19 protein-coding genes and 3 pseudogenes are annotated in these 24,250 nt (G+C 74.4%); 14 read left to right on the top strand and 8 right to left on the bottom strand.

Annotated features, from left to right (window positions below; genetic code table 11):
- Window positions 1–28: 28 nt before the first annotated feature.
- Both KKZ08_RS29905 and KKZ08_RS29900 read left to right on the top strand, forming a co-directional pair.
- Entirely contained in the window at window positions 29–670 is a 642-nt protein-coding gene (locus KKZ08_RS29905; RefSeq protein ID WP_223777384.1) for a DUF4255 domain-containing protein, read from the top strand.
- Window positions 667–2,701, top strand: a pseudogene (locus KKZ08_RS29900) (ATP-binding protein). The gene KKZ08_RS29905 and the pseudogene KKZ08_RS29900 overlap by 4 nt, the downstream one beginning before the upstream one ends.
- 33 nt (window positions 2,702–2,734) lie before the next feature.
- Here KKZ08_RS29900 and KKZ08_RS29895 read toward each other — a convergent pair.
- The 4 genes from KKZ08_RS29895 to KKZ08_RS29880 form a co-directional block, all read right to left on the bottom strand.
- Window positions 2,735–4,120: a hydrogenase expression protein gene (locus tag KKZ08_RS29895; protein WP_223777383.1), complete on the bottom strand. Its 1,386-nt coding sequence runs from the start codon at window positions 4,118–4,120 to the stop codon at window positions 2,735–2,737.
- A gap of 5 nt (window positions 4,121–4,125) precedes the next feature.
- Window positions 4,126–5,745, bottom strand: a complete 1,620-nt coding sequence (locus tag KKZ08_RS29890) for a peptidoglycan-binding domain-containing protein (protein WP_223777382.1) — start codon at window positions 5,743–5,745, stop codon at window positions 4,126–4,128.
- 108 nt (window positions 5,746–5,853) lie between these two features.
- Complete coding sequence (locus KKZ08_RS29885; RefSeq protein ID WP_223777381.1) at window positions 5,854–8,064, bottom strand: NB-ARC domain-containing protein; 2,211 nt, start codon at window positions 8,062–8,064, stop codon at window positions 5,854–5,856.
- Between the two features lie 53 nt (window positions 8,065–8,117).
- Entirely contained in the window at window positions 8,118–9,050 is a 933-nt protein-coding gene (locus tag KKZ08_RS29880; protein WP_223777380.1) for a BTAD domain-containing putative transcriptional regulator, read from the bottom strand.
- Between the two features lie 439 nt (window positions 9,051–9,489).
- Here KKZ08_RS29880 and KKZ08_RS29875 point away from each other — a divergent pair.
- From KKZ08_RS29875 to KKZ08_RS29860, 4 genes and pseudogenes are all read left to right on the top strand, one after another.
- Window positions 9,490–11,078, top strand: a pseudogene (locus KKZ08_RS29875) (phage tail sheath subtilisin-like domain-containing protein).
- Window positions 11,079–11,144: 66 nt separating this feature from the next.
- Window positions 11,145–11,588 carry a phage tail protein gene (locus KKZ08_RS29870; RefSeq protein ID WP_223777379.1) on the top strand — a complete coding sequence of 148 codons (444 nt, stop codon included), beginning with the start codon at window positions 11,145–11,147 and terminating at the stop codon, window positions 11,586–11,588.
- Window positions 11,588–12,013, top strand: a complete 426-nt coding sequence (locus KKZ08_RS29865) for a hypothetical protein (RefSeq protein WP_223777378.1) — start codon at window positions 11,588–11,590, stop codon at window positions 12,011–12,013. The genes KKZ08_RS29870 and KKZ08_RS29865 overlap by 1 nt, the downstream gene beginning before the upstream one ends.
- Entirely contained in the window at window positions 12,010–12,168 is a 159-nt protein-coding gene (locus KKZ08_RS29860) for a DUF6760 family protein (RefSeq protein WP_223777377.1), read from the top strand. Before KKZ08_RS29865 ends, KKZ08_RS29860 begins: the two co-directional genes overlap by 4 nt.
- Before the next feature lie 26 nt (window positions 12,169–12,194).
- Here the strand turns inward: KKZ08_RS29860 and KKZ08_RS29855 are convergent, their stop codons facing one another.
- Together KKZ08_RS29855 and KKZ08_RS29850 are read right to left on the bottom strand one after the other, a co-directional pair.
- The gene (locus tag KKZ08_RS29855) at window positions 12,195–12,647 is read right to left on the bottom strand and encodes a hypothetical protein (protein WP_223777376.1); all 453 of its coding nucleotides are present in this window, start codon (window positions 12,645–12,647) and stop codon (window positions 12,195–12,197) included.
- Between the two features lie 545 nt (window positions 12,648–13,192).
- Complete coding sequence (locus tag KKZ08_RS29850; protein WP_223777375.1) at window positions 13,193–13,684, bottom strand: hypothetical protein; 492 nt, start codon at window positions 13,682–13,684, stop codon at window positions 13,193–13,195.
- A gap of 832 nt (window positions 13,685–14,516) precedes the next feature.
- Here KKZ08_RS29850 and KKZ08_RS29845 point away from each other — a divergent pair.
- The 7 genes and pseudogenes from KKZ08_RS29845 to KKZ08_RS29815 all read left to right on the top strand — a co-directional run bounded on the left by KKZ08_RS29845 (window position 14,517) and on the right by KKZ08_RS29815 (window position 21,797).
- On the top strand, window positions 14,517–15,500 hold the full coding sequence (locus KKZ08_RS29845; protein ID WP_223779386.1) for a hypothetical protein: 984 nt from the start codon (window positions 14,517–14,519) through the stop codon (window positions 15,498–15,500).
- Window positions 15,501–15,565: 65 nt separating this feature from the next.
- Window positions 15,566–16,003, top strand: coding sequence for a phage tail protein (locus tag KKZ08_RS29840; protein ID WP_223777374.1), 438 nt, complete (start codon window positions 15,566–15,568; stop codon window positions 16,001–16,003).
- A gap of 1 nt (window position 16,004) precedes the next feature.
- Entirely contained in the window at window positions 16,005–16,754 is a 750-nt protein-coding gene (locus tag KKZ08_RS29835) for a LysM peptidoglycan-binding domain-containing protein (RefSeq protein WP_223777373.1), read from the top strand.
- A gap of 37 nt (window positions 16,755–16,791) precedes the next feature.
- Entirely contained in the window at window positions 16,792–18,711 is a 1,920-nt protein-coding gene (locus tag KKZ08_RS29830) for a VgrG-related protein (protein ID WP_223777372.1), read from the top strand.
- A 13-nt stretch (window positions 18,712–18,724) separates the two neighbouring features.
- A complete protein-coding gene (locus KKZ08_RS29825) occupies window positions 18,725–19,138 on the top strand; it encodes a GPW/gp25 family protein (protein WP_223777371.1) in 414 nt (137 codons plus the stop codon).
- Between the two features lie 6 nt (window positions 19,139–19,144).
- Entirely contained in the window at window positions 19,145–21,124 is a 1,980-nt protein-coding gene (locus KKZ08_RS29820) for a putative baseplate assembly protein (RefSeq protein WP_223777370.1), read from the top strand.
- A 137-nt stretch (window positions 21,125–21,261) separates the two neighbouring features.
- Window positions 21,262–21,797 (top strand): annotated as a pseudogene (locus KKZ08_RS29815) (phage tail protein).
- Here KKZ08_RS29815 and KKZ08_RS29810 read toward each other — a convergent pair.
- A complete protein-coding gene (locus tag KKZ08_RS29810) occupies window positions 21,754–22,353 on the bottom strand; it encodes a hypothetical protein (RefSeq protein WP_223777369.1) in 600 nt (199 codons plus the stop codon). The pseudogene KKZ08_RS29815 and the gene KKZ08_RS29810 sit on opposite strands and share 44 nt — an antisense overlap.
- Between KKZ08_RS29810 and KKZ08_RS29805 the strand changes: the two genes are divergently transcribed.
- Window positions 22,352–23,203, top strand: a complete 852-nt coding sequence (locus KKZ08_RS29805; protein WP_223777368.1) for a discoidin domain-containing protein — start codon at window positions 22,352–22,354, stop codon at window positions 23,201–23,203. The genes KKZ08_RS29810 and KKZ08_RS29805 overlap by 2 nt on opposite strands.
- A gap of 116 nt (window positions 23,204–23,319) precedes the next feature.
- On the opposite strand, the gene KKZ08_RS29800 is transcribed toward KKZ08_RS29805, so the two are convergent.
- Window positions 23,320–24,243 (bottom strand): LLM class F420-dependent oxidoreductase, encoded by a 924-nt coding sequence (locus KKZ08_RS29800; protein ID WP_223777367.1) that lies wholly within the window; start codon window positions 24,241–24,243, stop codon window positions 23,320–23,322.
- Between the last annotated feature and the right edge of the window lie 7 nt (window positions 24,244–24,250).

Genomic DNA, 24,250 nt, shown 5'->3' with positions numbered 1-24,250 from the left:
TCCGCCCGTCCGGGCCGGGGGTTTCGCCGTGATCCATGAAGTGGACGAGGCGCTGCGCCAGTTGCTGCGGGCCGCGCTCCCCGAAGGGTCCGGCGAGGTCGTCTTCGAGGCGCCCAACCGCGACTGGGCGGCGCGCCGCAACGCGCCCACGCTCAACTCGTACCTGTACGACATCCGCGAGGACGTGGCGCGGCGCGAGCGCGGCGCGTACGCGGAGCGGGGGCCGGACGGCGTGGTGCTGCGCAGGCGGCAGCCGCCGCGCTGGTTCCGGCTCTCGTACCTGCTCACCGCCTGGACCAACCGGCCCGAGGACGAGCACCGGCTCCTGTCGGCGGCCCTCGGCACCCTCCTCCCGCACGAACTGCTGCCGCCGGACCGGCTGCCGGGCACGCTCGCCGCGCTCGGGGTCCCGCTGCCGCTCAGCGTCGCGGTGCCGCCGCCCGAGTCCCGGTCCATCGCGGACATCTGGTCGGCGCTCGGCGGTGAGCTGAAGCCGTCCCTGGACGTGGTGATCACGGTGCCGTTCCCGGTGTCGCCGACGTACGACGTGGCGCCGCCCGTCACCGAGGGCGCCGTCGTCGCCGTACGCGGCATCAGCGGCGAGCCGGGCGACACGCGTCCGCGGATGCTGCGGACCAGGCCCAGCGAGCGCAAGGGCGGCACCCCGTGAGCGCCCCCGACACGCTGCTCGCGCTGCTCGACGCCCTGCGCGGGCGCGTGGCGGAGCTGGTGGAGCGGCGCGGCTCCACCGACCCGACGGCGGCCGACCCGCTGCGCGGCCTGTACGTGACGCAGGAGCTCGCCCACCGGCTGGCCACGGCTCCCCCGCGGCCCCCGGCGGCGGTCACCGGGACGGACGAGACGGGCGGCACCCTGGGCGAGACGGCGCGGGCCTTCGGACTGTCCGCCCTGGACCAGCGCATCCTGCTGGCCGCCTGCGCACCGGACGTGGACCGCCGCTTCGAGCCGCTGTACGGGTATCTCAACGACGACGTGGGGCGGCGCAGGGCCACGGTCGCGCTCGCCCTCGACCTCGCGGGCACCGCCCCGCACGACCCCGCCGCCCGCGCCCGCTTCCACCCCCTCGCGCCGCTGCGTGCCGGGGGCCTCCTCATGCTTGAGGACGAGGACCGGCCGCTGCCGGGTCGGGCGCTGCGGGTACCGGAGCGGGTGGTGGCGCGGCTGCTCGGCGACGACGGGCTCCTCGACCCGGAACTGTCGGGACGGGGCGTCGAGTTGCTGCTTCCGGTGGCACGGGAGGCCCCCACCTGCGGTGATGCGCTCGCCGCGCGCGTCGCGGACCTCGCCGCCGACCGGGCGCTCCTCGTCCACCTGCGGGAACGCAGGGACGGCTCCGCCGCCGAGCCGGTGGCCGACGCGCTGCGGGCCGCCGGGCTGCCGGTGCTGCGCCACCGGTAGCGGCCAGGCCGGGGACGACACCGGCCGCGTCGCCCTCGCCCTGCTGCGGGAGGCACGGCTGCGCGGGGCCGCGATCGTCGTGGGTCCGCTGCCCGACGAACCGGGGCCCCTGGTGCGGTTCTTGGCGACCGGGGACGTGCCCGTGGTGTTCGTCGGGAGTGAGCCCTACGACCCCGGGTGGGCGCCGGACGCGGGACTGCTCGCGCTGGACGCGCCGCCGCCGGACGGGATCGACGCGGCGCTGGTGTGGCGCGCCGAGCTGGCCCGGTACGGGCAGGAGCACCGCGCCCCCGACGCCGACCACGGTCCTGGTTTCGACCTGGCCGAGGCCGTCGCCCCCTACCGGCTCAGCGCCGCGCAGATCCGCCGGGCCGCCCGCGCCGCCGCGAACCTCGCCGCGTTCGACGGCACCGCGCCGACCGCCGCGCACCTCCAGAGCAGCGCCCGGCTCCAGTCCGCGCCGCTCCTGGACAAGCACGCCCGGCGGATCCGGCCCGAGGTGGGGTTCGACGACCTCGTACTGCCGGACGAGCCGCTCGCGATGCTGCGTGAGCTGGCGCTGCGTGCCCGGCACCGCGACAAGGTGCTCGGCGAATGGCGGCTGCGCACCGGCGGCGGACGCGGGCGCGGCGTCATCGCGCTGTTCGCCGGGGACTCCGGCACCGGCAAGACGCTGTCGGCCGAGGTGGTCGCCGGTGAACTGGGCCTCGACCTCTACGTGGTGGACCTGTCGGCGGTGGTCGACAAGTACGTCGGCGAGACGGAGAAGAACCTGGAGCGCATCTTCGTCGAGGCGGACCGTACGGACGCCGTGCTGCTCTTCGACGAGGCCGACGCCGTCTTCGGCAAGCGCTCGGAGGTCAAGAGCTCGCACGACCGGTACGCCAACCTGGAGAGCGCCTATCTGCTCCAGCGCCTGGAGGCCTTCGACGGCATCGCGGTGCTGACCACCAATCTGCGGTCCAACATCGACGACGCGTTCACCCGGCGCCTGGACCTGGTGGTCGACTTCCCGTTCCCGGACGTCGGCCAGCGCGTCACGCTGTGGCGGACCTGCCTGTCCGGGACACCCTGCGCACCCGACCTGGACGCCGAACTCACCCGTTGTGCCAAGGAGTTCGAGCTCGCGGGCGGCGGTATCCGGTCGGCCGCGGTGACCGCAGCCTATCTGGCGGCGGGGCGCGGCGGCCCGGTCTCGGGCGCCGATGTGCGGGCCGGGGCGCGGCGCGAGTACCGCAAGATGGGCCGGCTCGAACCGGGTGGGGCACTGCCCTGGCAGTGACCCACCCGGTTCGAGAAGCGGAGCGGAGCTGGTCTACTCGGGCCAGTCGGAGATGGTCCAGCCCATGCTCTTGCTGTTGTCGTCGCACTTCCAGGTGACCGCACTCGTGTCGTTCTGCATGTCGACGAGGCACTCACCGGAGCCGACGGCGACGATCCGCGTCAGCCCGTCGGGCCGCTTCTCCAGCTTCCACTTCTGGTTGTCCGGCAGCTGCCCGGACTCGATGTTCTCCGGCGGGGCGTGGAAGATCTGGGCGATGTTGGTGTTGATCTTCTGGTCGAGGACCGTGCCGGGGGCGTGGGCGGGCTCCAGGGCGTAGGTGTCCGACTCCGGGTAGTGGTGGAGGATCCAGTCCTGGTTCTTGCCGAACTCGTCGGTAAGGGAGGGGTTCTGGCCGACGTAGGTGCCGTCCTCCTGCTTGCCCTCCTTGACCTCCAGGTACCAGCCGCCGCCCTCCGCGCTGCGGATGGTGTGCGTCTTGGGACCCTCGGGCTCCTCTTCCTTCTCCTCACCGCCGCCGCCGGACTCGGACTCCGGTTCCTCGCCCTTGCCCTCGTCGGCCGGGGGCGCGGGCTTCTCCTTCTTCTCCTCGCTCGGCTCGGGCTCGGGGCTCGGCGCCTTCTTCATCTTGTCGCCCTGCGGGAGCTGCTGCTGCTTGCCGGGCAGCTCCCTCGCCTGGCTGGTCAGGGCCGGCTTGTGCTGGAACCACAGCACGGCCGCCGCGATGCCCAGCGCGACCAGGACCGAGAGCACCGCCATCGCCCAGCGCGGGATCACCGAGGGCTGTACGTACGTGCCGCGCAGCTCCACGGGCTCGGGGACCCCCGCCCGCAGCACGGAGACGGTGAACGGATGTTTGCTGGTGCCGCCGACCCAGCTCACCGCGCCCGGCTTCAGGCGCAGGTCGGCGAAGCCGGCGCGGCCCGGGGCGACCTGGACGGAGCCCGGCTCGGACTCGACCTCCAGCTCCTCGCCGTTCTCCCGGCCGGAGAAGGAGGCGGTCAGCTGCTGGTTGCCGATGTTGTCGACGGCCACGACGGCCCGTGCGCCGAACCGGCCGCGTACGACCAACGGCAGCAGTTCCGTGCGCAGTTCGGTGAAGGGGCCGACGGTCACCTGGCCCTCGACGACGTCCGCGGTGTGCGGCGCCTCGCGCGGCACCACCCGCACGCCCACCGGTGTGGGGCCCGCCGCCGCGTCCGGTGTCCGGGGCGGCGCGAGCTCGACCTCGGCCGTGGCCTCCGCGCCCGGATACAGGCGCAGTACGTCGGGCTGTACGCGGGCCCAGCCCGCCGTGGCGCCGACCACCTGGAGGCGGTACTCCTCGACGGTGTCACCCGTGTTGCGCACCCGCAGCCGCATCTTCGCGGTGGAGCCGGGCTCCACCGTCGTCGCGGCGGGTTCCAATGCTGTCCACATGTCGCTCATCGCCCTACCACGCCGGGATTCTTCACGCTTCCGCCGACCATCGCCCGAAGGGTCGCGCTGTCCGCGACGCCGGTCCGTGGGAGGCCGACGGCCCCCTGATACTCCTTGATGTGGGCGGCGGTGTTACTGCTGTACCTGGCCGTGGTCGGCGCGCTGCGGCCGTTCGCGAAGTAGGCGACGCCGTGCTCGGCGTAGGCCCGGTCGCGATTCAGGTCGTCGTCGCTGATACCGGCCTGCGAGGCCCACCAGAACGCGGCCTGCAACTGCACGACCTCCCAGTTGTCGGCGCCGGAGCGGACGTCGTCGGCGCGGATGCCCTGGGCCCACAGGGAGGTGAGGGTGGCCCGGCCGAGGGTGCCCTTGTCGTCGGTGGCGAAGATCTGGGCGGTGTTGTTGCCGCTGCTCTCGCCGGCGCGGACCACGGCTTCCTGGTAACAGATCAGTGACGCCTCGGTGTTGGCGTCGATGACGCCCGGGGTCACGCGGCCGTTCAGCGTGCACGGGTTCTTCGGGCCGAGGGCGGCGAGGCGGTGCTGGGCGTACTCCACGACGACGTCGGCCTTGTAGCCGCGCTTCCACGGCGGTCCCGCCTTGGAAGTTCCGCCGGAGCGGGGGGCCTTCGGCCTGTCCGCGGCCGTGCTGCCGTCGCTTCCCCCACCGCCTCCGCCGACGCCACCTCCGCCGCCACCGCCTCCGCCGGAGCCGTCCTTGTCGCCGCCGGGCAGCTCCGCTCCACCGCCACCGCCACCGTCCGGTTCGTCGCTGATCTTCTTGTCCTTGGGGGGCTCGGGGGCGTTCACGAGCTTCTTCTTCTCGCCGCCCTGCGGGGCCGCGTCCGGGGCCGGGGCGGCCTGGTTCTCGCGGGCGGAGCCGGTCAGCTTGGGGGCGAAGGAGAACCAGAGCACCACGAACGCGACGGCGAGGGCGGCGAGGACGCTGCCGAGGGCGAGGAGCCCGCGCGGCAGGACCGGCCGCTGGTCGAAGCTGCCGGGCAGCTCGTGGGCACTCTCGTCGCCGGACCGGCGTACGGAGACGGTGAGCGGGTGCGGCTGTGCCTGGCCCGTCCACAGCACCTGCTGCGGGCGGATCGTCATCTTGGCGAACACGGCCCGGCCCGGCGCCACTTGGATGCCGGCCGGCAGGACCTCGAACGTCAGCCGGTCTGCGTCGTCGCGGGCGGTCAGGGACGCGGTGAGCGGGGTGTTGCCGAGGTTGTCCACGGCTACGCGGGCCCGGCCGCGGAAGCGTCCGACGACGGTGGGCGGCAGCAGCTCGGCCCGGATCTCGGAGAACGGCGTGAGCGTGACCTGCCCCTCGACGACGTCGCGGGTCTGCGGGTTCTCGCGGGGCTCCACGCGGATGCCGAACGGCGTCGGCCCCGCCGTCGAGTCCGGTGAGCGGGGCGGCGCGAAGGAGATCTCGGCGGTGCCCTCGCTGCCCGGGTAGAGCCGCAGGACCTCCGGTTCGACGCGGGACCAGCCCGCCGGGGCGCCGACCACCCCGAGCCGGTACTCCTCGACCGTGTCTCCCGTATTGCGTACGCGAAGCCGTACGGTTGCTCGGCCACCGGGGTCAACGGTCACCGCGGCCGGGTCAAGGGAGTTCCACCACGTCATACGGGCACGGTAGAGCCCGCCGCGGGGTCTCTCCTTGTACGAAAGGGCCACGTCAGGGGCAGCCCGCACTGCCCTCCCGTACGGACCCGCGGGCCGTGCCGGGGCGGCTCAGCCGTGGGCCGACAGGAGGGGCCGGTCCGCGCCGGCCCTGGGCTTCCACTGGGCGAGCTGCTCGGCGAGCTCGGTGGCCTCCATGGCGCCGCGCCGGTCCATGACGCGGTAGGCGATCAGCAGGGCGGCCCTGGCCCGGTCGAGGTCGCCGAGGGCGAGCAGCGCCCGGCCCCGCGCGGCCATCGCCAGGGCGTGGCAGAACGCGTCGCCCAGCTCGCCCTCGACGGCCAGCGCCGCGTCCGCGCAGTCCATGGCCTTGCCGGGGCTGCCCAGTTCCAGTTCGCAGGCGGCGAGGCGGGCCCAGCACAGCGCCTCCCAGCGGGGATCGCGCGCGCGGGCGTGCAGCCGCCGCGCCTCGCGCAGCCGGTCGGCGGCCTCGGCGGCCCGGCCGTCCGCCAGCAGCGCGCAGCCCGCCTGGTAGAGGACGTGCGCGAGGGTGGACCTACCGCCGGAGTGCCGTGCCTGGCGCACGGCTTCGGTCAGGGCGGTGTCGGCTTCCGCGCGCCGCCCGAGGGTGACGTGCACCCGCGCCATGTGGGAGAGGACGCGGATGCGGTCGCTGTGCCCGCCGAGCGCCCCGAACCGGGCGTAGGCCAGGCGCAGTTGCTCCAGGGCCGCCGCGGGGCGGCCCGTGCCCATGAGGACGATGCCCAGTTCGTGGGTGCCCTCGGCGCCGACCAGCGGGTCGCCCGCGGTCGCGGCCAGGCGCAGGCTCTCGCGCAGGGCCCGCTCGGCGCGGCCGTAGGTCTCGGTGCCGTAGTGCGGGGCGCCGAGGAGCCGCAGGGCGCGGGCCGCGGCGAGGTCGTCGCCGTGGCGGCGGGCGGTGCGCAGGGCGAGTTCGGCGAGGGGTTCCAGGTCACGGTGGCGGGCGGTGCCGGCCAGCAGGTGGGACCAGGCGGTGAGCAGGTCCACGGTGGGGCGCAGGCCGGACGGTGCGCCGCCGTCGTCCCCCGCCGCGTCCGGGATGTGCCGCAGGGCGTTCTCGGCGGCCGCGTACAGGCGGGTGTGCGCGACGACCAGCCAGTCGCGTGCGGCGGCCTCGTCCGGCAGGTCCTTGCCCGGGGAGGCCGGCCGGTGCAGCAGGGCGGGCAGCACGCTGTGCGGCTTCAGATGGCGGATGGCGGTGACGACGGTGGCCAGGACGTAGTCGAGGAAGCGGAGCCGGGCATCGGCGCGCTCGCGGGGGCTCTCCCGGCGCTCGCACTGCCGGCGCGCGAAGAGCCGTACGAGGTCGTGGAAGCGGTAGCGGTCCTCGCCGTGCAGCTCCATCAGGCCCGCGTCGACGAGGCGTTCCACCGCCGTCTCGGCCTCGTCGTCGGGCACGTCGAGCAGGGCGCCCGCCGCGCCCCGGCAGAAGGAGGGCATATAGCAGAGCGACACCATGCGGAAGGCGCGGGCGAGGTCCGCGTCGAGCGCTTCATAGCCGAGCCGGAAGGTGGCCTCGACGCCGAGGTCGTCCACCCGCAGCTCGTCCAGCCTGCGGTGCTCGTCGCGCAGCCGGGCGGCGAGGTCGGCGACGGAGCGGCCGGGCCTGGCGGCCAGGCGGGCGGCGGCGATGCGGACGGCGAGGGGCAGTCCGCCGCAGGTGGCGACCAGTTCGCGGGCGGCGGCCGGTTCGGCGGCCACGCGGTCGTCGCCGATCATGGCGGCGAGCAGGCCGAGCGCCTCCCGCTCGTCCATCGTCTCGACGTCGACGAGGCGGGCGCCGGGCAGGGTGATGGTCCGTGAGCGGCTGGTCACCAGGACCGCGCAGCCGGGGGTGCCGGGGAGCAGGGGCCGTACCTGCGCGGTGTCGCGGGCGTTGTCGAGGAGGACGAGCACGCGGCGCCCGGCGAGGAGCGAGCGGTACAGGGCGGTCTGCTGGTCGAGGCCGTCCGGTACGGCGCTCTCGGAGACGCCGAGGGCGCGCAGGAAGCCGGTGAGCGCGCTGCCGCTGTCGACGCCCGGCGCCGGGTCCGCGCCGCGCAGGTCCACGTACAGCTGTCCGTCGGGGAAGTCCTCGCGTAAGGCGTGGGCGACGTGCACCGCCAGTGCGGTCTTGCCGACGCCGCCGAGTCCGGTGAGCGTGGCGACGGCCATCGTGGTGCCGGTCACGGCCCCGCTCAGCGTCTCCCGCAGCAGGCCGACTTCCGCCTCACGGCCCGCGAAGTCAGGTACGTCTGGCAGGAGTTGGGCCGGCGCCGCGCCGCCGCCCACGCCGCCGTCCACACGGCGTACGGGGACGCGGGGACGGGGGCCGTCCGCGAGGCGCGGCGGGGCGTTCAGCGGGGCGGCGTACCGGGGCGGGCTGGGCGGGGTGGGAGCGGGCCGTCGCCCCGCAGGCCCTTGTACAGGTCGGTGAGTTCGGGGCCGGGGGCGACGCCGAGTTCGGTGGCGAGCGTGCGGCGCGCCGTCTCGTACACCGCGACGGCGTCCGCCTGCCGGCCGCAGCGGTGCAGGGCCAGCATCAGCAGGGCCTGGGCGCGCTCGCGCAGCGGATGTTCGGCGGCGAACACCCGCAAGGGGGCGGTCGTCTCGCCGTGCCGGCCGAGCGCCAGGGCGCAGGCGAGGAGTTCCTCCTGGGCGGTGACGGCCAGTTCGGTGAGCCGGTCGCGCTGGCGTTCGGCGTAGGGGCCGGGCAGGCCGGCCAGGGGTGCGCCGTCGGACAGGGCGAGCGCCGCCGTCAGCTCCTCGTGGGCGTCGGCGTGCCGTCCGGCGCCGCTCATGCGCCGCGCCGCGGCCACCCGGTCCTCCAGCTCGCACGCGTCCAGGGCGGCGCGCGGCACCCGCAGGGCGTAGCCGTCACCGGCCGACACCAGGAGCCGGGCGGGTTCGCGGGCACGCCGGTCCGGTTCGAGCAGGGCGCGCAGCCGGGAGACGTACGTACGCAGTGTGCCCACCGCACGCGGCGGCGGCTCCTCGCCCCACAGCGCGTCGACCAGCTCGGAGGCGGAGACCGGCCGCCCGTCGCGCAGCAGCAGCACGGCGAGGGTGGCGCGCTGCTGCGGCGAGCCGAGCTTCAGCTGCTGCCCGTCGCGCCGGGCCCGCACCGGGCCGAGGACCTGGAACCACAGTCCCCCGCCGGGGTCGCCGCCGTCGGCCGCCCGCTCTCCGTCGCCGTCGTGGCCCGGAACACCCCGCGCGTCGCCCCACATGGTCAGCCCGTACCCCTTGCCCCGTGAAGCACCGCTGATGTGCCCGTTCGTACTGGCCACGGATGGCCATCAGCACCAAACGTTACGACAGTCGTACCGCCCTTCCGACGCACCCGGCGCACTTGCGCCACCTTGTTGACCAGGTATTGACGCTGCTGGGACGCGGTGCGGGGCATATGCGTCAAGGAACACGCACATTCGGCCGAGCCGGGTTCCGCGGGGAACGGCGGGCCCTTTATCGCCCTCGCCGGTGCCCCGGCGGGTGTCCGGACGGGCAGCGCGCGCTGCCCCGGCGACGGCCGCGCGGCGCGCCGCCCCGCACGCCGTCGCCGGTGAGCCGGTCCGGGCGGCCGAACGGGCAGCGGCCTCTGCCCTCGTTGACGTCCGTTCGTCTCTACGCACCGGCCCGCGCGTGAGACATCGTCACCGATATCGACCGGTCACGGAGCCACGTCGAACCGTCGATCGCCCTCCCTCCAGGAAGAGAGCCAGGACCCACATGCCCACGTACCTGTCCCCCGGTGTCTACATCGAGGAAGTAGCCAGCGGTTCTCGACCCATCGAGGGCGTCGGCACTTCCGTGGCGGCCTTCGTCGGTCTGGCGCCGCGCGGTCCGCTCAACGAGCCGACGCTCGTGACCAACTGGTCGCAGTACGTCGCGGCGTTCGGCGAGTTCACCGACGGGTACTACCTGGCGCACTCCGTGTACGGGTTCTTCAACAACGGCGGCGCCGCCGCGTACGTCGTCCGGGTCGGCGGCACCGACACGGCCGAGGCGGGCGCGCGGGGTGCGGCCCCCGCGCAGGCACCGAAGCAGCTGACCGCGGGCGAGCCGGTGGCGCTCGGCGCCTTCACGGTGTCGGCGGTCACGGCGGGCGCCACGGGCGGGGCCCTCACCGTCGAGGTGCAGGACGGCGAGGGCGAGAGCGCCGCCGACCGCTTCAAGCTGGTCGTCAAGGACGGCGAGAAGGTCGTCGAGAGCTTCGACGTGAGCGCGAAGAAGACCGCGCGCAACTACGTCGTCACCCAGGTCAAGCAGCGTTCCAAGGTCATCGTCCTGGAAGAGGCGTCGGCGGGCGGCCAGGTGGCGAGGCCCGAGGCCCAGACGGTCACGCTGGCGCCGCCCGCGCCGCCGCCGCCGTGCCCGCGACTGCCTCGCCGGGCGGCGTCGCGCCCCGCGTCGCGACCGCCCAGTTCATCGGCGACTCCGCCGACCGCACCGGGTTCGGCGGTCTGGAGGCCCTGGACGAGATCAACATGGTGGCGGTGCCGGACCTGATGGCCGCCTACCAGCAGGGCCTGATCGACGAGGAGCAGGTCAAGGCCGTCCAGCTCGGGCTGATCTCGCACTGCGAGCTGATGGGCGACCGCATGGCCATCATCGACCCGCCCCCGTCGCTCAACGCCCGCCAGGTGCGCCAGTGGCGCCAGGAGACCGCGGGCTACGACTCGCGGTACGCGGCCCTCTACTACCCGTGGATCAAGTCCTTCGACCCGGCCACCGGCCAGTCGGTCCTCGTGCCGCCGTCCGGCCACATGGCGGGCGTGTGGGCGCGCAACGACTCCGAGCGCGGCGTGCACAAGGCGCCGGCCAACGAGATCGTGCGCGGCGCGGTCGACCTGGAGCTCCAGATCACCCGCGGCGAGCAGGACCTGCTCAACCCGATCGGCGTCAACTGCATCCGCGCCTTTCCGGGCCGCGGCATCCGCGTGTGGGGCGCGCGGACGATGGCGTCCGACCCGGCATGGCGCTACCTGAACGTGCGCCGCTACTTCAACTACCTCGAGGAGTCGATCCTCATCGGCACCCAGTGGGTGGTCTTCGAGCCGAACGACCACGCGCTGTGGGCACGCATCCGCCGCAACGTCTCGGCGTTCCTGGTCAACGAGTGGCGCTCGGGCGCCCTGTTCGGCCAGCGCCCCGAGGACGCCTTCTACGTCAAGTGCGACGAGGAGACGAACCCCGCCGAGTCGGTCGACCTCGGCCGCGTCGTCTGCGAGATCGGCATCGCGCCGGTCAAACCCGCCGAGTTCGTGGTGTTCCGGCTCGCGCAGTTCTCCGGCGGGGGCGGCGAGCTGGAGGAGTAGACCGCGTACGCCCGTCAAGCACCGCCCACGACACACGCACGAGAACCGCTACAGGAGTGAACTCCCTTGTCCCTTCAGCCCGGTGACGCTCTCACCACACACAACTTCGGCCTCCAGATCGACGGCGTCATGGTCGAGTACCTGCAGGAGGTCAGCGGCCTGTCGATGGAGCAGGACGTCATCGAGTACCAGCAGGTGTCGGCGGACGGGAAGCCCGTCGTGAAGAAGATGCCCGGCGTGAAGAAGGCCGGCGAGTGCACGGTCACGCGCGGCATGACGCAGAGCCCCGTCTTCAGCGAGTGGATCAACAAGTCCATCGCGGGCGACATGGGTTCGGCGCGCAAGAACGCCACGATCATGATGATGGACTACCAGAACTCCCCGGTGAAGCGGTACAACCTGCGCAACGCCTGGTGCAGCAAGGTGGAGACCAGCGGGGTCAAGGCGGGCGACGCCGCCGCCCTGACCGAGGCGGTCACCATCGTCTTCGAAGAGCTGGTCATCGAGTAATGCGGCGCGAAGGCCCGGCGGCGCCCGGGGCAGCAGCGGCGGGGACCCGTGAACCGCTGCGCACGGAGTTCGAGTTCGAGCTGCCGCGCGGTTTCGTCGACGAGTCCGGCACGGTGCACCGCAACGGCGCGATGCGGCTGGCGACGGCGCGCGACGAGCTGGTCCCGCTGCGGGACGTGCGGGTGCGCGAGAACCCCGCGTACCTCTCGGTGGTGCTGCTCGGCCGGGTCATCACCCGGCTCGGCACGCTCGGCGCCGTCCACGACGGCACGGTGGAGAACATGTTCGCCTCCGACCTCGCCTTCCTCCAGGACTTCTACCGGCAGATCAACGCGGAGGGGCACACGCGGGCCGCCGTGGCCTGCCCGCACTGCGAGGAGTCCTTCGAGGTGGAGCTGGCCGGGAGCCGCCTGGGGGAATCGTGACGTACGCCGCCGACCGCATCGAGGAGGAAGTCGCGTACCTCGCCTACCACTTCCACTGGGGCATGGACGACATCCTCGACCTCGAACACGCGGACCGGCGCGCGTACGTGGCGCGGACGGCCACGTTGGTGGAGCGGGCGGAAGCGGGTCGGTGAGTCGGTGGGTCGGGCGGGTCGGTGAGTCAGGTGAGTCGAGGTAAGTGATGGGCTTGTTCGGGTGGCGACGCGGGTCGCGGGGCCGTGGGGCGGAGGAGCCGACGCGGGCCGACGCCGGTGCGGGTTCCGATGCCGGTGCGGGTTCCGGTGCCGGTGCCGGTCTCGGGGCCGAGGTGCGGCGTGACGGCGGCTGGGCCGCCGTGCCGCCGGTCCAGCGTGTCCTCGCCGCGCCGCGTACGGTCGCCGAGCGGGGCTTCGGCGCGACGCTCGCCACTCACCAGAACCCGTCCTTCGGCGGGGAACTGGGCCACGCGGTGCGTGCCTCGGCCCCCGGCGGCCTGCTGCGTGACGTCCTCACGCCCGTGGCCGGCCGGCCGGGCAGCCTCGACCTGCCCGCGCTGCGCCTGCCGGTCCGCGGGGTGCCGGAGCCGCTGGGCGAGGATGCGGGTCCCATGGGTGTACGACACACTGCCGGGCACGCCATGCCTTCCGCTGCGTCTGCTGGCGGTACGAGGGCGACCACCGGTGGCTCGGAGGCCTCGCGGCGGCCCGGCCCTGCTGCCCCTCCGGCCTCCGGCACGGGCGGACATGCGGTGACGTCTGCGGTGGCGCCCACCGCTGTGCCGCCGGCTTCCGCCCCTGGCAGACCTGTACAGCGAGCCGCCGACCGGCCGACCGGGGCCACGGCTCCGCGCCCGGCGGAGAACACCGCTGCCCGCGGTACCTCTGCCTCGGGCACGGCCCCCGCTCCTGGGAAGCCGGCAGCGCCCGCCGAGGGCATGACTGTGCAGAGGTCGGACAGCGGTACGGCTCCCCTCATCGGCGGCCCCGGCACGCCGACACCGAGCGTCACCCCCGCTTCCGTGCCCGCTCCCGCTCCCGCTCCCGGGAAAGCCGCACCGCAATCGGCCACGCCCGCCACGGACACGACCGCGCACAGGCCGGACAGCGGTACAGCCCCCCTCATCGGCGGCCCCGCCACACCGGTGCCGAACCTCACCCCCGCCCCCGGGAAGACCGCACCTCAACCGGCCACGCCCGCCAAGGGCATGACTGTGCAGAGGTCGGACAGCGGTACGGCTCCTCTCATCGGCAGCCCCGTCACACCGACGCCGAGCGTCACCCCCGCTTCCGTGCCCGCTCCCGCTCCCGGGAAAGCCGCACCGCAGCCCGCCACGCCCACCAAGGGCACGACCGCACCAAAGCCGAACGTCGCTCCTGCTCCCGCCACCGGGAAAGCCGCACCACAGCCCGCCGCACCCACCAAGGGCACAGCCGCGCCGACGCCGAGCGTCGCACCCCCTCCCAGGAAGACCGCACCGCAGCCCGCCACGCCCACCGCCCCCGCCAAGGGCACGCCCACCCGCAAGCCCGCCGACGGCACGGCTCCGTTCAGCAGCCGCCGCAGCGCCTCGGCAGTACCGGGGGCCAAGGGCCCGGCCGCCGGCGACTCGGGCAGCGGTGCAGCCCCCGCCCCCCTCATCGGCAACCCCAGCACGCCCATGCCGAGCGTCACCCCCACTCCCCTCCAGACCGCACCTCAGACCGCCGCACCTCAGACCACCGCGCCCGCGAGGAACCACGCCGGCCACAACACCCCGCAGCCGCCGCCCGGCCGAGCCCCCAGGGCCGCCACGAACCCCGCGCCAGGGGCGACCCGCACTCCCGGTAGCAACGCCGCACCGCCTACCACCCCGCCCGCCGACGGCCCCCCGCAGCCCTCCGGCCAAGCCCCCAAGGCCACCAGCGGTCCGGCCCCCGCCCAGCCCCACCCCGTACAACGCAAGGCGACCCCTACCGGCCCCCGGCCCGCCACGGCCGACGGCGTCGCCCCGCTCACCGGCACCCGGACGCCTCCCGCCCCCAGCGCGCACCCCGACCGACTCGGCCACGGACCGGACGCACGACCCACGCCCCCGCAGCCGCATCCCCAGCCGTCCAGTGCCCAGCCCACCGCCGCCACCGGCCCCCACACGCCCAAGGCGCCCACCACGCCCACCGTCCGGCACGCCGAAGCCTCCCGCGCCGCCATGTCCCCCGACTGCGCCCCACCCGTACCCCTGGTGCAGCGCGCACCCGCAGCGCGTTCCCCCTTGGTGTCCGCCGTGCCGAGCGCGGTCCCCCAGCGGCGGTTGTTCCCCGTCGGGGCCGTGCGCAGGGCGAGCGCGGGCCACGCCGTTGTCCCGGACGGGCCGAGCCCCCGAACCGGCTCGTCTTCCGCACCGGACGCCTCCCCCGGCGTCCGGACCACCGATGTCCCCGGGCCGGTGCCCCCCGCCGGCCCGGGGATGCCAGCCGCAGCCGTTCCCGCCCCCGGGGACGTGTCCGCGGCGGCAGACCCCGTCGCTGTGCGGGCGGATTCCCCCGTCCAGCCCGTACAGCGACGGCCTCTCGTACGCCGCGTCCGGCGCTCCCCGGACGACGGCGCCACCCCGGGCGGGCGTCCGCGCACCGGGCTCGGCAAGCCGCTGCCCCAGCAGGCCCCCTCCGCACCCGGAAGCCCCGCGCCGGTCACTCCCGTGCAGAAGGCCACGACAGCCGCCCCCTCCACGCAGCCCCCGGCCCCCGCTCCCACCCCGGAGCCCCGGCCCACTGCCCCCACACCCGCACCCACACCCGCCGCCTCGAAGCCGCTGCCCGTCGTACCGCTCAACCGAAGCGTCACTCCCGCCAGTTACCGCCCCGCGGCCGCCGCGGCCGCCCTCCCGCTGGCGCCCTCCCGGAGCCTGACCGTCCAGCCCGCGGCGGCAGACCACGTCGCCGCTTCGCCGCGCGCCCCCGAGGGACGGCCGGTGCCGACCCCCGTGCCGCTCCAACGGTCCGCGGGCACGTCCACGACCGCCGCCGCGGACACCGCCCCGGTCGTCGTCCCCCTGGGCAAGCCAGGCCCCGAGCACCGCGTAGCTTCCCCGCGCCCGCTCCCCGGCCGCGCCCACCGCCCCGGCTTCACCTCCGTACCGGCCGCGCCCCCGTGCGTACCTCTGTCCAACCCCCGCCCGACCGGCCACCGTCCAGCGGCGCTCGGCCCAGCCCGCACCCACGCCCGTTCCCGCCCCGGCGCCCACGCCCGCCCGGCCCCCGCCGCACGCCACCCGCACACCGCCACGACCACCACGGCGAGCACCGCCACTCCCCCCACCCCCGGCGAGACCGGCAACGGCGGCGGCGCGAGCCCCGGTGCCTCCGCGTCCCGCCCGCCCGCCTCCGAATCCAGCCCCGCCGAACTCGACGACCTCGCCCGGCGCCTGCTGGCCCCCCTCTCCCGGCTGCTGCGCGCGGAGCTGCGCGGTGACCGCGAGCGGATCGGCCGGCTGCGCGACCACGGCCGCTGACCGGCCCGCCCGCACGCCCACCCGCCCGTCCACGCCCGTCTCACCGCCACAGGAAAGAACCCCCGATGCCCTCGACCCTGGACCCCGGTTCCACCGTCTTCTTCAAGCTCACCATCGACGGCCAGGACCTCGGCCTGTTCAACGGCTGTGACGGGCTCTCCTCCGAGGTGGAGGTGGAGCAGCGCCAGGAGGGCGGCAACAACGGGTTCGTGTGGCAGCTGCCGACCCGCGTGACGTTCTCCACCATCCGCCTCACCCGGCCGCTGACCGCCGACACCTCGCGTGTGGCGTCCTGGATCTCGTCCATCGCGACGGGGATCTCCCGGCCCACGGCCCAGATCGCCGCCCTGCGCGCGGACGGGTCCGTCGTCGCGCAGTGGGGCCTCGTGGAGGTGCTGCCGGTGCGCTGGCAGGGGCCGAGCCTCAGTCCGGACAGCCCGAGCGTGGCGACCGAGACGCTGGAGATCGCGCACCACGGGTTCACCGACGCGGGAGGTGCCTGAGATGGCCGCGCCGACCGGCGGCAAGGCGGGAGCGAGCCTCGTACGCGCCGCGCTCGCCATCCATCAGCCGCCCACCGACCTGGGCGGCTCGCTGGGCGGGAAGATCGGTGAGGTCGAGTTCCAGTTCAACCCGACGCAGCTCCAGATGGGCCGCTCCGCGGAGTGGCGCACGCAGCCCGCGGTGGCCTACATGCGGGGCGCGCCGCCGAAGTTCACCGGGTCCGTGCCCGCCACGCTCCAGCTGGAGGTCTTCCTCGACTCCTCGGGGGCGCCGAACTCCGGCAAGGTGCAGAAGCAGGTGGAGCTGCTGCTCTCCTGCTGCGAGGTGACGCCGCAGAGCGTGACCTCCAAGCGGCCCTCGCCGCCCTGGGTGCGGTTCTCCTGGGGGTCGTTCAACACCGTGCAGTTCGTGGCGTACGTGACCAGTGTCAGCGCGACGTACACCCTGTTCAATCCGACCGGCGAGCCGATCCGCGCGACGTGCGCGCTGTCGCTCACCGAGGTGGCGATGCCCACCAAGGGGCAGAACCCGACGTCCGGCGCGCTCTCCGCCCGCCGCGTGCACCGCACCGTGGCCGGTGACTCGCTGGCCTCGCTCGCCTGGCGGGAGTACGGCGACGCCACCCGCTGGCGGCTGATCGCCGAGGCGAACGACATCGACGACCCGATGCGGCTGAGACCCGGCACCGAACTGCTGCTGCCCGCCGCCGAAGAGGCCCGCCCCGCGCCCGCGCACAGGGAGTCCGCATGAGTGACCTGAATGACATGAGCGAGAAGACCGGCACACGATGAGTGAGAAGACGTACACGAGCGTCCTGCACGCCGAGATCGGCGGCGCCGTGCTGCCCGACAAGCTGGCGGTGCTGCTCGTCGAGGGCTGGGTGGACTCCAGTGTGAACGTGCCGTCCGCCTTCCAGCTCACGTTCGCCGACGCGGGCGGCGACATCCTGGAGAAGTTCCCGCAGATCAAGGTGGGCGCCAAGGCCGTCCTGTGCCCGTTCACGGACGGCGTGCGCGGCAAGCCGATGCTGACCGGTGAGGTGACCGCCCTGGAGGTGGACGCCGACGGGAGCGGCAAGTCCCTCGTCGTACGCGGCTACGACCCCGGCCACCGGCTGCTGCGCAACCGCCGCGTGCAGGGCTTCCCGAACATGACGGCCTCCGACATCGTGCGCCGCGTGGCCGCCCTCAACAGCCTGAAGCCCGGCAAGATCGAGGCGACGCCGACCGTCTACGAACTGGCCACCCAGCCCAACATCACCGACTGGGACTTCCTCTCGCGCCTCGCCCAGGAGAACGACGCCCACCTGTCGTTCGACGAGAACGGCAAGCTGTGCTTCGGCAAGCTCACGCCCGCCGCGGGCGCGCCCGCCGACACGACGCCCGCCGCGCAGAACCCCTACGTCCTCGAATTCGGGCACAACGCGCTGCACAGCCGCGTCGCGGTGACCGCCGCCGGGCAGGTCTCCACGGCGGAGGCGCGCGGCTGGGACATGCGGACCAAGCGGCCCCTGTCCGCGCGGGCCCCGGCGGTCAGCAGCAAGGACATCGTCGCCGACATCACGCCCGCCCAGCTGTCGCGGCCCTTCGGCAGGGCCGAGCTGACCAGTACGCGGACCCCGTACACCACGCAGGCCCACGTCACCCACGCCGCGAAGGCGTTGGCGGACGACGCGGCCGGTTCCTTCGCGGAGGTGGAGGTCGCGGTCACCGGCAACCCGGATCTGAAGCCGGGGCAGCCCGTGGCTCTGAAGGGCGCCGGTTTCCCCTTCGAGGGGAAGTACACGGCGACCGGCGTGCGCCATGTCTTCGAATCGGGGCGGCAGTTCATGACCTGGCTGACGGTGTCGGGGCGGCAGTTCCGCTCGCTGTACGGCCTCGCCTCCGGCGGCGCCGACGCCGCGCCGCCGATGCCGGGCGTCGCCATGGCCCTGGTCAGCAACGCCAAGGACCCGCTCAAGCTGAACCGCGTCAAGCTGCGCTTCCCGTGGCTCTCGGAGACGTACGAGAGCGACTGGTGCCGCATCGCGCAGCTGGGCGGTGTGCGGGGCGGCGGTCTGATGCTGCCCGAGGTCGGCGACGAGGTACTCGTCGCCTTCGACCGGGGCTCCCTTGAACATCCGTACGTACTCGCCGGGTTGTACAACGGCATCGACAAGCCGACGCCCAACACGGACGGCCTGCAGCCCGTCGACCCGACCAGCGGCCGGGTCAACTGGCGCTCCATGGCCTCGCGCAGCGGTCACACGGTGGAGCTGGTGGACGCCAAGTCGCGTATGAAGAGCGGTATCCGGCTGCAGACCGGCAACGGCCGGCTCACCGTCCACATGGACGAGACGCGCACCAGCGTGACGATCCGCAGCGACGGTTCGGTGTCCATCTCCGGCACCCGCAACGTCAGCATCAGGGCGGGCGGCAACCTGTCGCTGACCGCGGGCGGCTCGCTGACGATGAGTGCGGGCGGGGCCGTGGACATCAAGGCGGGCGCGAAGTTCGGCGTCGTCGCGGGCGGCGCGGCGGACATCAACGCGACCGGCGTCGTCAGCCTCAAGTCGGCGGGCGCCATCGCGGTGAACTCGGTGGGCGCGGTCACCGTCAGCGCGGTCGGCGCGGTCGCGGTCAACGCGGGCGCGGCGGCGGCCATCAGCTCGCCGGCCACGGTCGCGCTGAGCGCACCGGCCGTCCTGCGCAACGGCATTCCGTTCTAGGGGGGCGGCAGACATGAGTGAGCAGTTCGTCGGCGCGGGCTGGACGTTCCCGCTGCGCACGGACGCGGGCGGCGGCATCGCGCTGGCCCGCCGCGAACGCGAGATCGAGGAGTCCATCCGGCTGGTGCTCGCCACGGCACCCGGTGAGCGGCCGATGCGGCCCGAGTTCGGCTGCGCCGTGCACGACCTGGTGTTCGCACCGGTCAACGAGGCGACGGCGGGCCGCATCCGGTACGAGGTGCGGTCCTCGCTCGACCGGTGGGAGCCCCGCATCGAGGTCCTGGACGTCGAGGTCAGCCCGGCGCCCGACGACCCGTCCGTCCTGTTCATCGACGTGAGCTACACCGTGCGCGGCACGAACAACCCGCGCAGCCTCGTCTTTCCCTTCTACGTGATCCCGTCCACGGAATCAGAGAGCGGAGTCTGAAGTCCGATGGCCCTGCCCGCACCCCACCTCGACGACCGGCGCTTCCAGCAGTTCGTCGACGACGCCAAGCGCTACATCCAGCAGCGCTGCCCGGAGTGGACCGATCACAACGTCTCCGACCCGGGCGTCACTCTCGTCGAGGCGGTCGCGCACATGGCCGACCAGGTGGTCTACCGCCTCAACCGCGTGCCCGAGAAGAACCACCTGGCCTTCCTCGACCTGCTCGGCGTCACCCTCTTCCCGCCCTCGGCGGCCCGCGCCGACGTCACCTTCTGGCTCTCGGCGCCGCAGCCCGAGCCGGTGGTGCTGCCCGCCGGTACGGAGGTGGCCACCAGCCGCACCGAGACCGAGGAGGCGGTGGCCTTCGCGACCGAGGCCGACCTGACGGTGGTGCCCTGCGCACTGGACGCCATCCTGCGCCAGGAGGCGGCAGGCACCCCGCAGGACTGCGGGCAGGACGTGTTCGGCGGGCGCGACGTGGGGGTCTTCGCCGAGCACCCGCGGCCGGGCGACACGCTGCTGTTCGGGCTGAGTGCCGCCGTGCCGCGCAATGTGGCCGTGCTCCAGCTGGACAGTCGCGTCGACGGTGTCGGCGTCGACCCGCGCCAGCCGCCGCTGGTCTGGGAGGCGTGGACCGCCGAGGGCTGGACGGAGTGCGAGGTGGAGGAGGACTCCACCGGCGGCCTCAACCGGCCCGGCGACGTCGTCCTGCACGTCCCGGCCGGGCACGTCGTCTCGCGGGTGGGGCGGCAGGACGCGGGCTGGGTGCGGTGCCGCGTCGTCGAGGCCGCGCAGGGGCAGCCGTTCTACAGCGCGTCACCGACCGTGCGGGCGGCGTCCGCGTTCACCATCGGCGGGACGACGGTCGTCGCGCACGCCGACGTCGTGCGCGACGAGCTGCTCGGCGACTCCACGGGCGTGCCGGGCCAGCGGGTCCGGCTGGCCCAGGCCCCGGTCGTCGCCGACCGGCCGCCGCTCATCCTGGAGGTCTCCGAGGATGCCGGGGGCTCCGACGAGGACGGCGTGGGCTGGCAGGAGTGGCAGGTCGTGGACCACTTCGCGGCGTCGGGGCCGCACGACCGGCACGTCACGCTGGACGCGGCGACCGGCGAGATCGCCTTCGGCCCCGCCGTACGCGAACCGGACGGCTCGCTGCGGCAGTTCGGCGCGGTGCCCGCCAAGGGCGCCGCCCTGCGCGCCACGCGCTACCGCACCGGCGGTGGGCGCGCGGGCAATGTGGCGCGCGGTGCGATCCAGGTGCTGCGCAGCTCCATCCCCTACGTCGCCCGGGTGGAGAACCGCGAGGCGGCGCGCGGCGGGGTGGACGGCGAGACGGTGCAGGAGGCCAAGGTCCGCGCGCCGATCGCGCTGCGCGCCCAGGAGCGGGCGGTCACCGCGCGCGACTACGAGGAGCTTGCGCGGCGCGCGGCACCCGAGACGGCCCGCATCCACTGCCTGGCCGCCGACGCGGCGGACGCGGGCGACAACGCGGTGCGGGTCCTCGTCGTCCCGCAGGCCGTGCCGGACCGCGGCGGCCGCCTCCGCTTCGAGCAGCTGGTCCCGGGCGACGAACTGCTCTCCCGCGTCACGGACTTCCTCGACGACCGCCGCCCCATCGGCACCCGGCTCGCGGTCGGGCCGCCCTTCTACCAGGGCGTCACGGTCGTCGCCACGCTGCACTCCTTCCGCGCCGCGCAGGCCGAGCGGGTGCGGGCGGAGGCCCTCGACGCGCTCTACGCCTACCTGGACCCGCTGACCGGCGGGGCGCACGGCGCGGGCTGGCCGTTCGGGCGCCCGCTGCGGGCGGGTGAGATCTTCGCGGCGCTCCAGCGGGTGCCGGGCGTGGAGCTGGTCGACGAGGTCCTCCTGCACCCGGCCGACCCCCTCACGGGCCGCCGGGGCGACGCCACCGACCGCATCGAACTCGGCCCGTCCGCGTTGCTGTTCCCCTTCGACCACCGCGTGCGCGTCATCGAGGCGCGATGACGGCGCCGACGGGTTCAGCGGGTGCAGCGGGGTCGGGTCCCGCGCTGCTGCGCAAGGCCGGGGGCGCCGCCTCTCCGGGGCCAGGGGACGCCTCTTCGGGGCCGGGGGGCGGCTCGCGGCGCGGTTCACTGCCGTCGCTGGTCTCCGCGCATCCGCTGGGCGAGCAGCTGCCCGCGGTCTTCGCCGACGACGACTTCGCGCTGCGCTTCGTCTCCGGTCTCGACATCGTGCTGGCCCCCGTCTTCACGGTCCTGGACTGCCTGGAGGCGTACTTCACGCCCGCCCTGGCGCCCGAGGACTTCCTCGGCTGGCTCACGGACTGGGTCGGCACGGAGCTCGACGGCACCGAGCCGCTGCCGCTGCGCCGCCACGCGGTGGCCTCGGCCGTGGCCCTGCACCGGGTGCGCGGCACCCGCCGCGGCCTGTCCGCCGCCGTCGAACTGGCCTTCGGCGTACGGCCCCTGATCACCGAGAGCGGCGGCGCGACCTGGTCCGCGCGTCCGCTCGGCCCCTTCCCCGGGGCCCCGCGCCCCGCCTTGCACGTGACCCTGCGGGTGCCCGACCCGGCCTCGGTGGACCCCTACCGCCTGCGGTCCGTGGTCGCCGCGGCCCGCCCGCCCACCTCCCCTTCACGGCCGAGGTGACCGCCCTGCCCTCCCCTGAAGGAACCTGATGCCCGAGCAGCCTGAGACGGACCCGATGCCCAACTCCCCTTCCCCCTCCTCTTCCAAGTCCCCCAGCCCCCCGTGTCCCGAATGCGGCACCCCCGCCCGGCAGCGGGGCCAGTCCTTCTGCGACTCCTGCGGCGCCTTCCTCCGCTGGGACACCCCGGCGAGCCCGGTGAACGCCCCCGCCCAGGACGGTGCCGCTGCCCCGAGCACTCCCGCCCCGCCCCGTACGCGCCAGGCCGCCGCCTCGGACCGCCCCGGGCCCGCGCCCACTCCCGCACCGGACGCCACGGACACCACGGACACCACCGTCCCGCTCCCGACGACCGCACCGACCGAGCCCCCCGGCAGCACACCCGCGGGCGCCTCGCCGTCAAGCGGCTCGGCACCGGGCGGCTCGGCATCAGGCGGCTCCGGCGGCGCACCCACGTCCGGGACGCCCTCGGGCAGCGCGTCCCCCAGCACCTCGTCCCCGGCAAGCTCATCCTCCGCCAGCTCCTCCTCCGGCAGCTCCTCCTCCGGCAGGACACCCCCGCGCGGCTCGTCCTCCGGAACCGGCATGTCCGACACCGCCATCCGCTCGCTGCTCGTCCCCGTACCGGAGGCCTCCGAGCCCGTCGCCCCCGCGGAGACACCGGGCGGTGTGCTGCCGGGCAGGCCCGAGGCGGCGCGCCCGCGCGTACGCCAACCCGCCGTGCCGGCCGAGCCCGAGTCCGGCGCGCCGTGCCGCAGCTGCGGGACGGCCAACGCCCCCCGCCGGCACTTCTGCCGCAGCTGCGCCACCCCCCTGAAGGACTCCGCGGCCACGACCGCCGAAGGCCCGTACGCCGGTCAGCGGCCGCGCCTCCACCGTGATCGCACCCGGTGGATCGCCCGCGCCGTGGGCGTCGCGGTCGTCATCGGCCTGGTGGCCGGCGGCATCTTCGGCGGGCCCCCGGCCGCCCGCGCCGTGCAGGACCACTTCGCCAAGCGGGTGCCCGTGCACCCGACCGACTCCAGCGCCTCGCACTCCGCCCCCAAGCAGGCGGCAAAGCTCGCCTTCGACGGCTACTCCAACACCTGGTGGGGCACGGGTTACGCGGGTGACTCGGCGGGCCAGTGGATCCAGGCCGACTTCGGCCAGCCCACCGACCTGCTCAACCTGCTCATCACGCCGGGCACCTCCCCCCGCACCGCCCAGGCCGCCCAGCAGGCCAGGCCCATGGAATTCGACCTGGTGGTCAGCGATTCGGCGGGCAAGGAGCACACCATGCACCGCCGGATCAACGACGGCGGCATCCAGAAGATCGACGTACGCGTACGGGACGCGGTGAGCGCACGGCTGATCCTGCGCTCCGCGTACGGCGTGGCGGACAACCGCCAGGTGGCCATCGCCGAGCTGGAGTTCTTCGGCCGCTCGACCGGGCAGTAACCGCTCGGGCCGGGCAGCGGGACCCCGCGACCGGCCGTGGGAGTGGCCGCCGGGCACCGGAGGGGTGCGCCCGGCGGCCACGACTGGGGAGCCGCCACCGTGGATCGGACCGGCGGCTAGGACAGCTGCGACTGCACCTGCGAGGAGATCAGCTCCAGGTGGTCCAGGTCGTCGAGGTCCAGGCACTGGAGGTAGATGCGGCTCGCGCCGATCGCCTCGTACCGCCCGATCTTGTCGACGACCTCGGCCGGGGAGCCCGCGAGGCCGTTGGCCTTGAGCTCGTCCACCTCCCGTCCGATGGCGGCCGCGCGCCGGGCGACCTCCGCGTCGTCCTTGCCGACGCAGGCCACAAGGGCGCTGGAGTAGACCAGGTCGCCGCCCTTGCGCCCGGCCTGCTCGGCCGCCGCGCGGACCCGGCCGAACTGCCGCTCGCTGTCCTCGACCGAGGCGAAGGGGATGTTGAACTCGTCGGCGTACCGCGCGGCGAGGCGCGGGGTGCGCGTCGCGCCGTGGCCGCCGATGAGCACGGGCACCTTGGTCTGCGCGGGCTTGGGCAGGGCCGGGGAGTCGGTGAGCCGGTAGTGCTTGCCGTCGAAGTCGAAGGTCTGGCCGATCTCCGTGGCCCACAGGCCGGTGACGATCTCCAGCTGCTCCTCCAGGCGGGCGAACTTCTCCTTCGGGAAGGGGATGCCGTACGCCTTGTGCTCCTCCTCGAACCAGCCTGCCCCGAGGCCCAGTTCGACCCGGCCGCCGGACATCTGGTCGACCTGCGCCACCTGGATCGCGAGGACGCCGGGCAGGCGGAAGGTGCCCGCCGTCATGAGCGTGCCCAGCCTGATCCGCTTGGTCTCCCGCGCGAGCCCGGCCAGGGTGATCCACGCGTCCGTGGGGCCCGGCAGCCCGTCGGCGGATCCCATGCGCAGGTAGTGGTCGGAGCGGAAGAAGGCGTCGAAGCCGAGGTCCTCCGCGGCCTTGGCGACGGTGAGCAGGGTGTCGTAGGTAGCCCCTTGCTGGGGCTCGGTGAAGATGCGAAGATCCATGGCTCCA

The organism is Streptomyces sp. 135 (assembly GCF_020026305.1).
Taxonomy (GTDB): domain Bacteria; phylum Actinomycetota; class Actinomycetes; order Streptomycetales; family Streptomycetaceae; genus Streptomyces.
The sequence above is the reverse complement of the archived record's forward strand: the minus strand, read 5'-3'. Positions and strand labels throughout refer to the sequence as shown.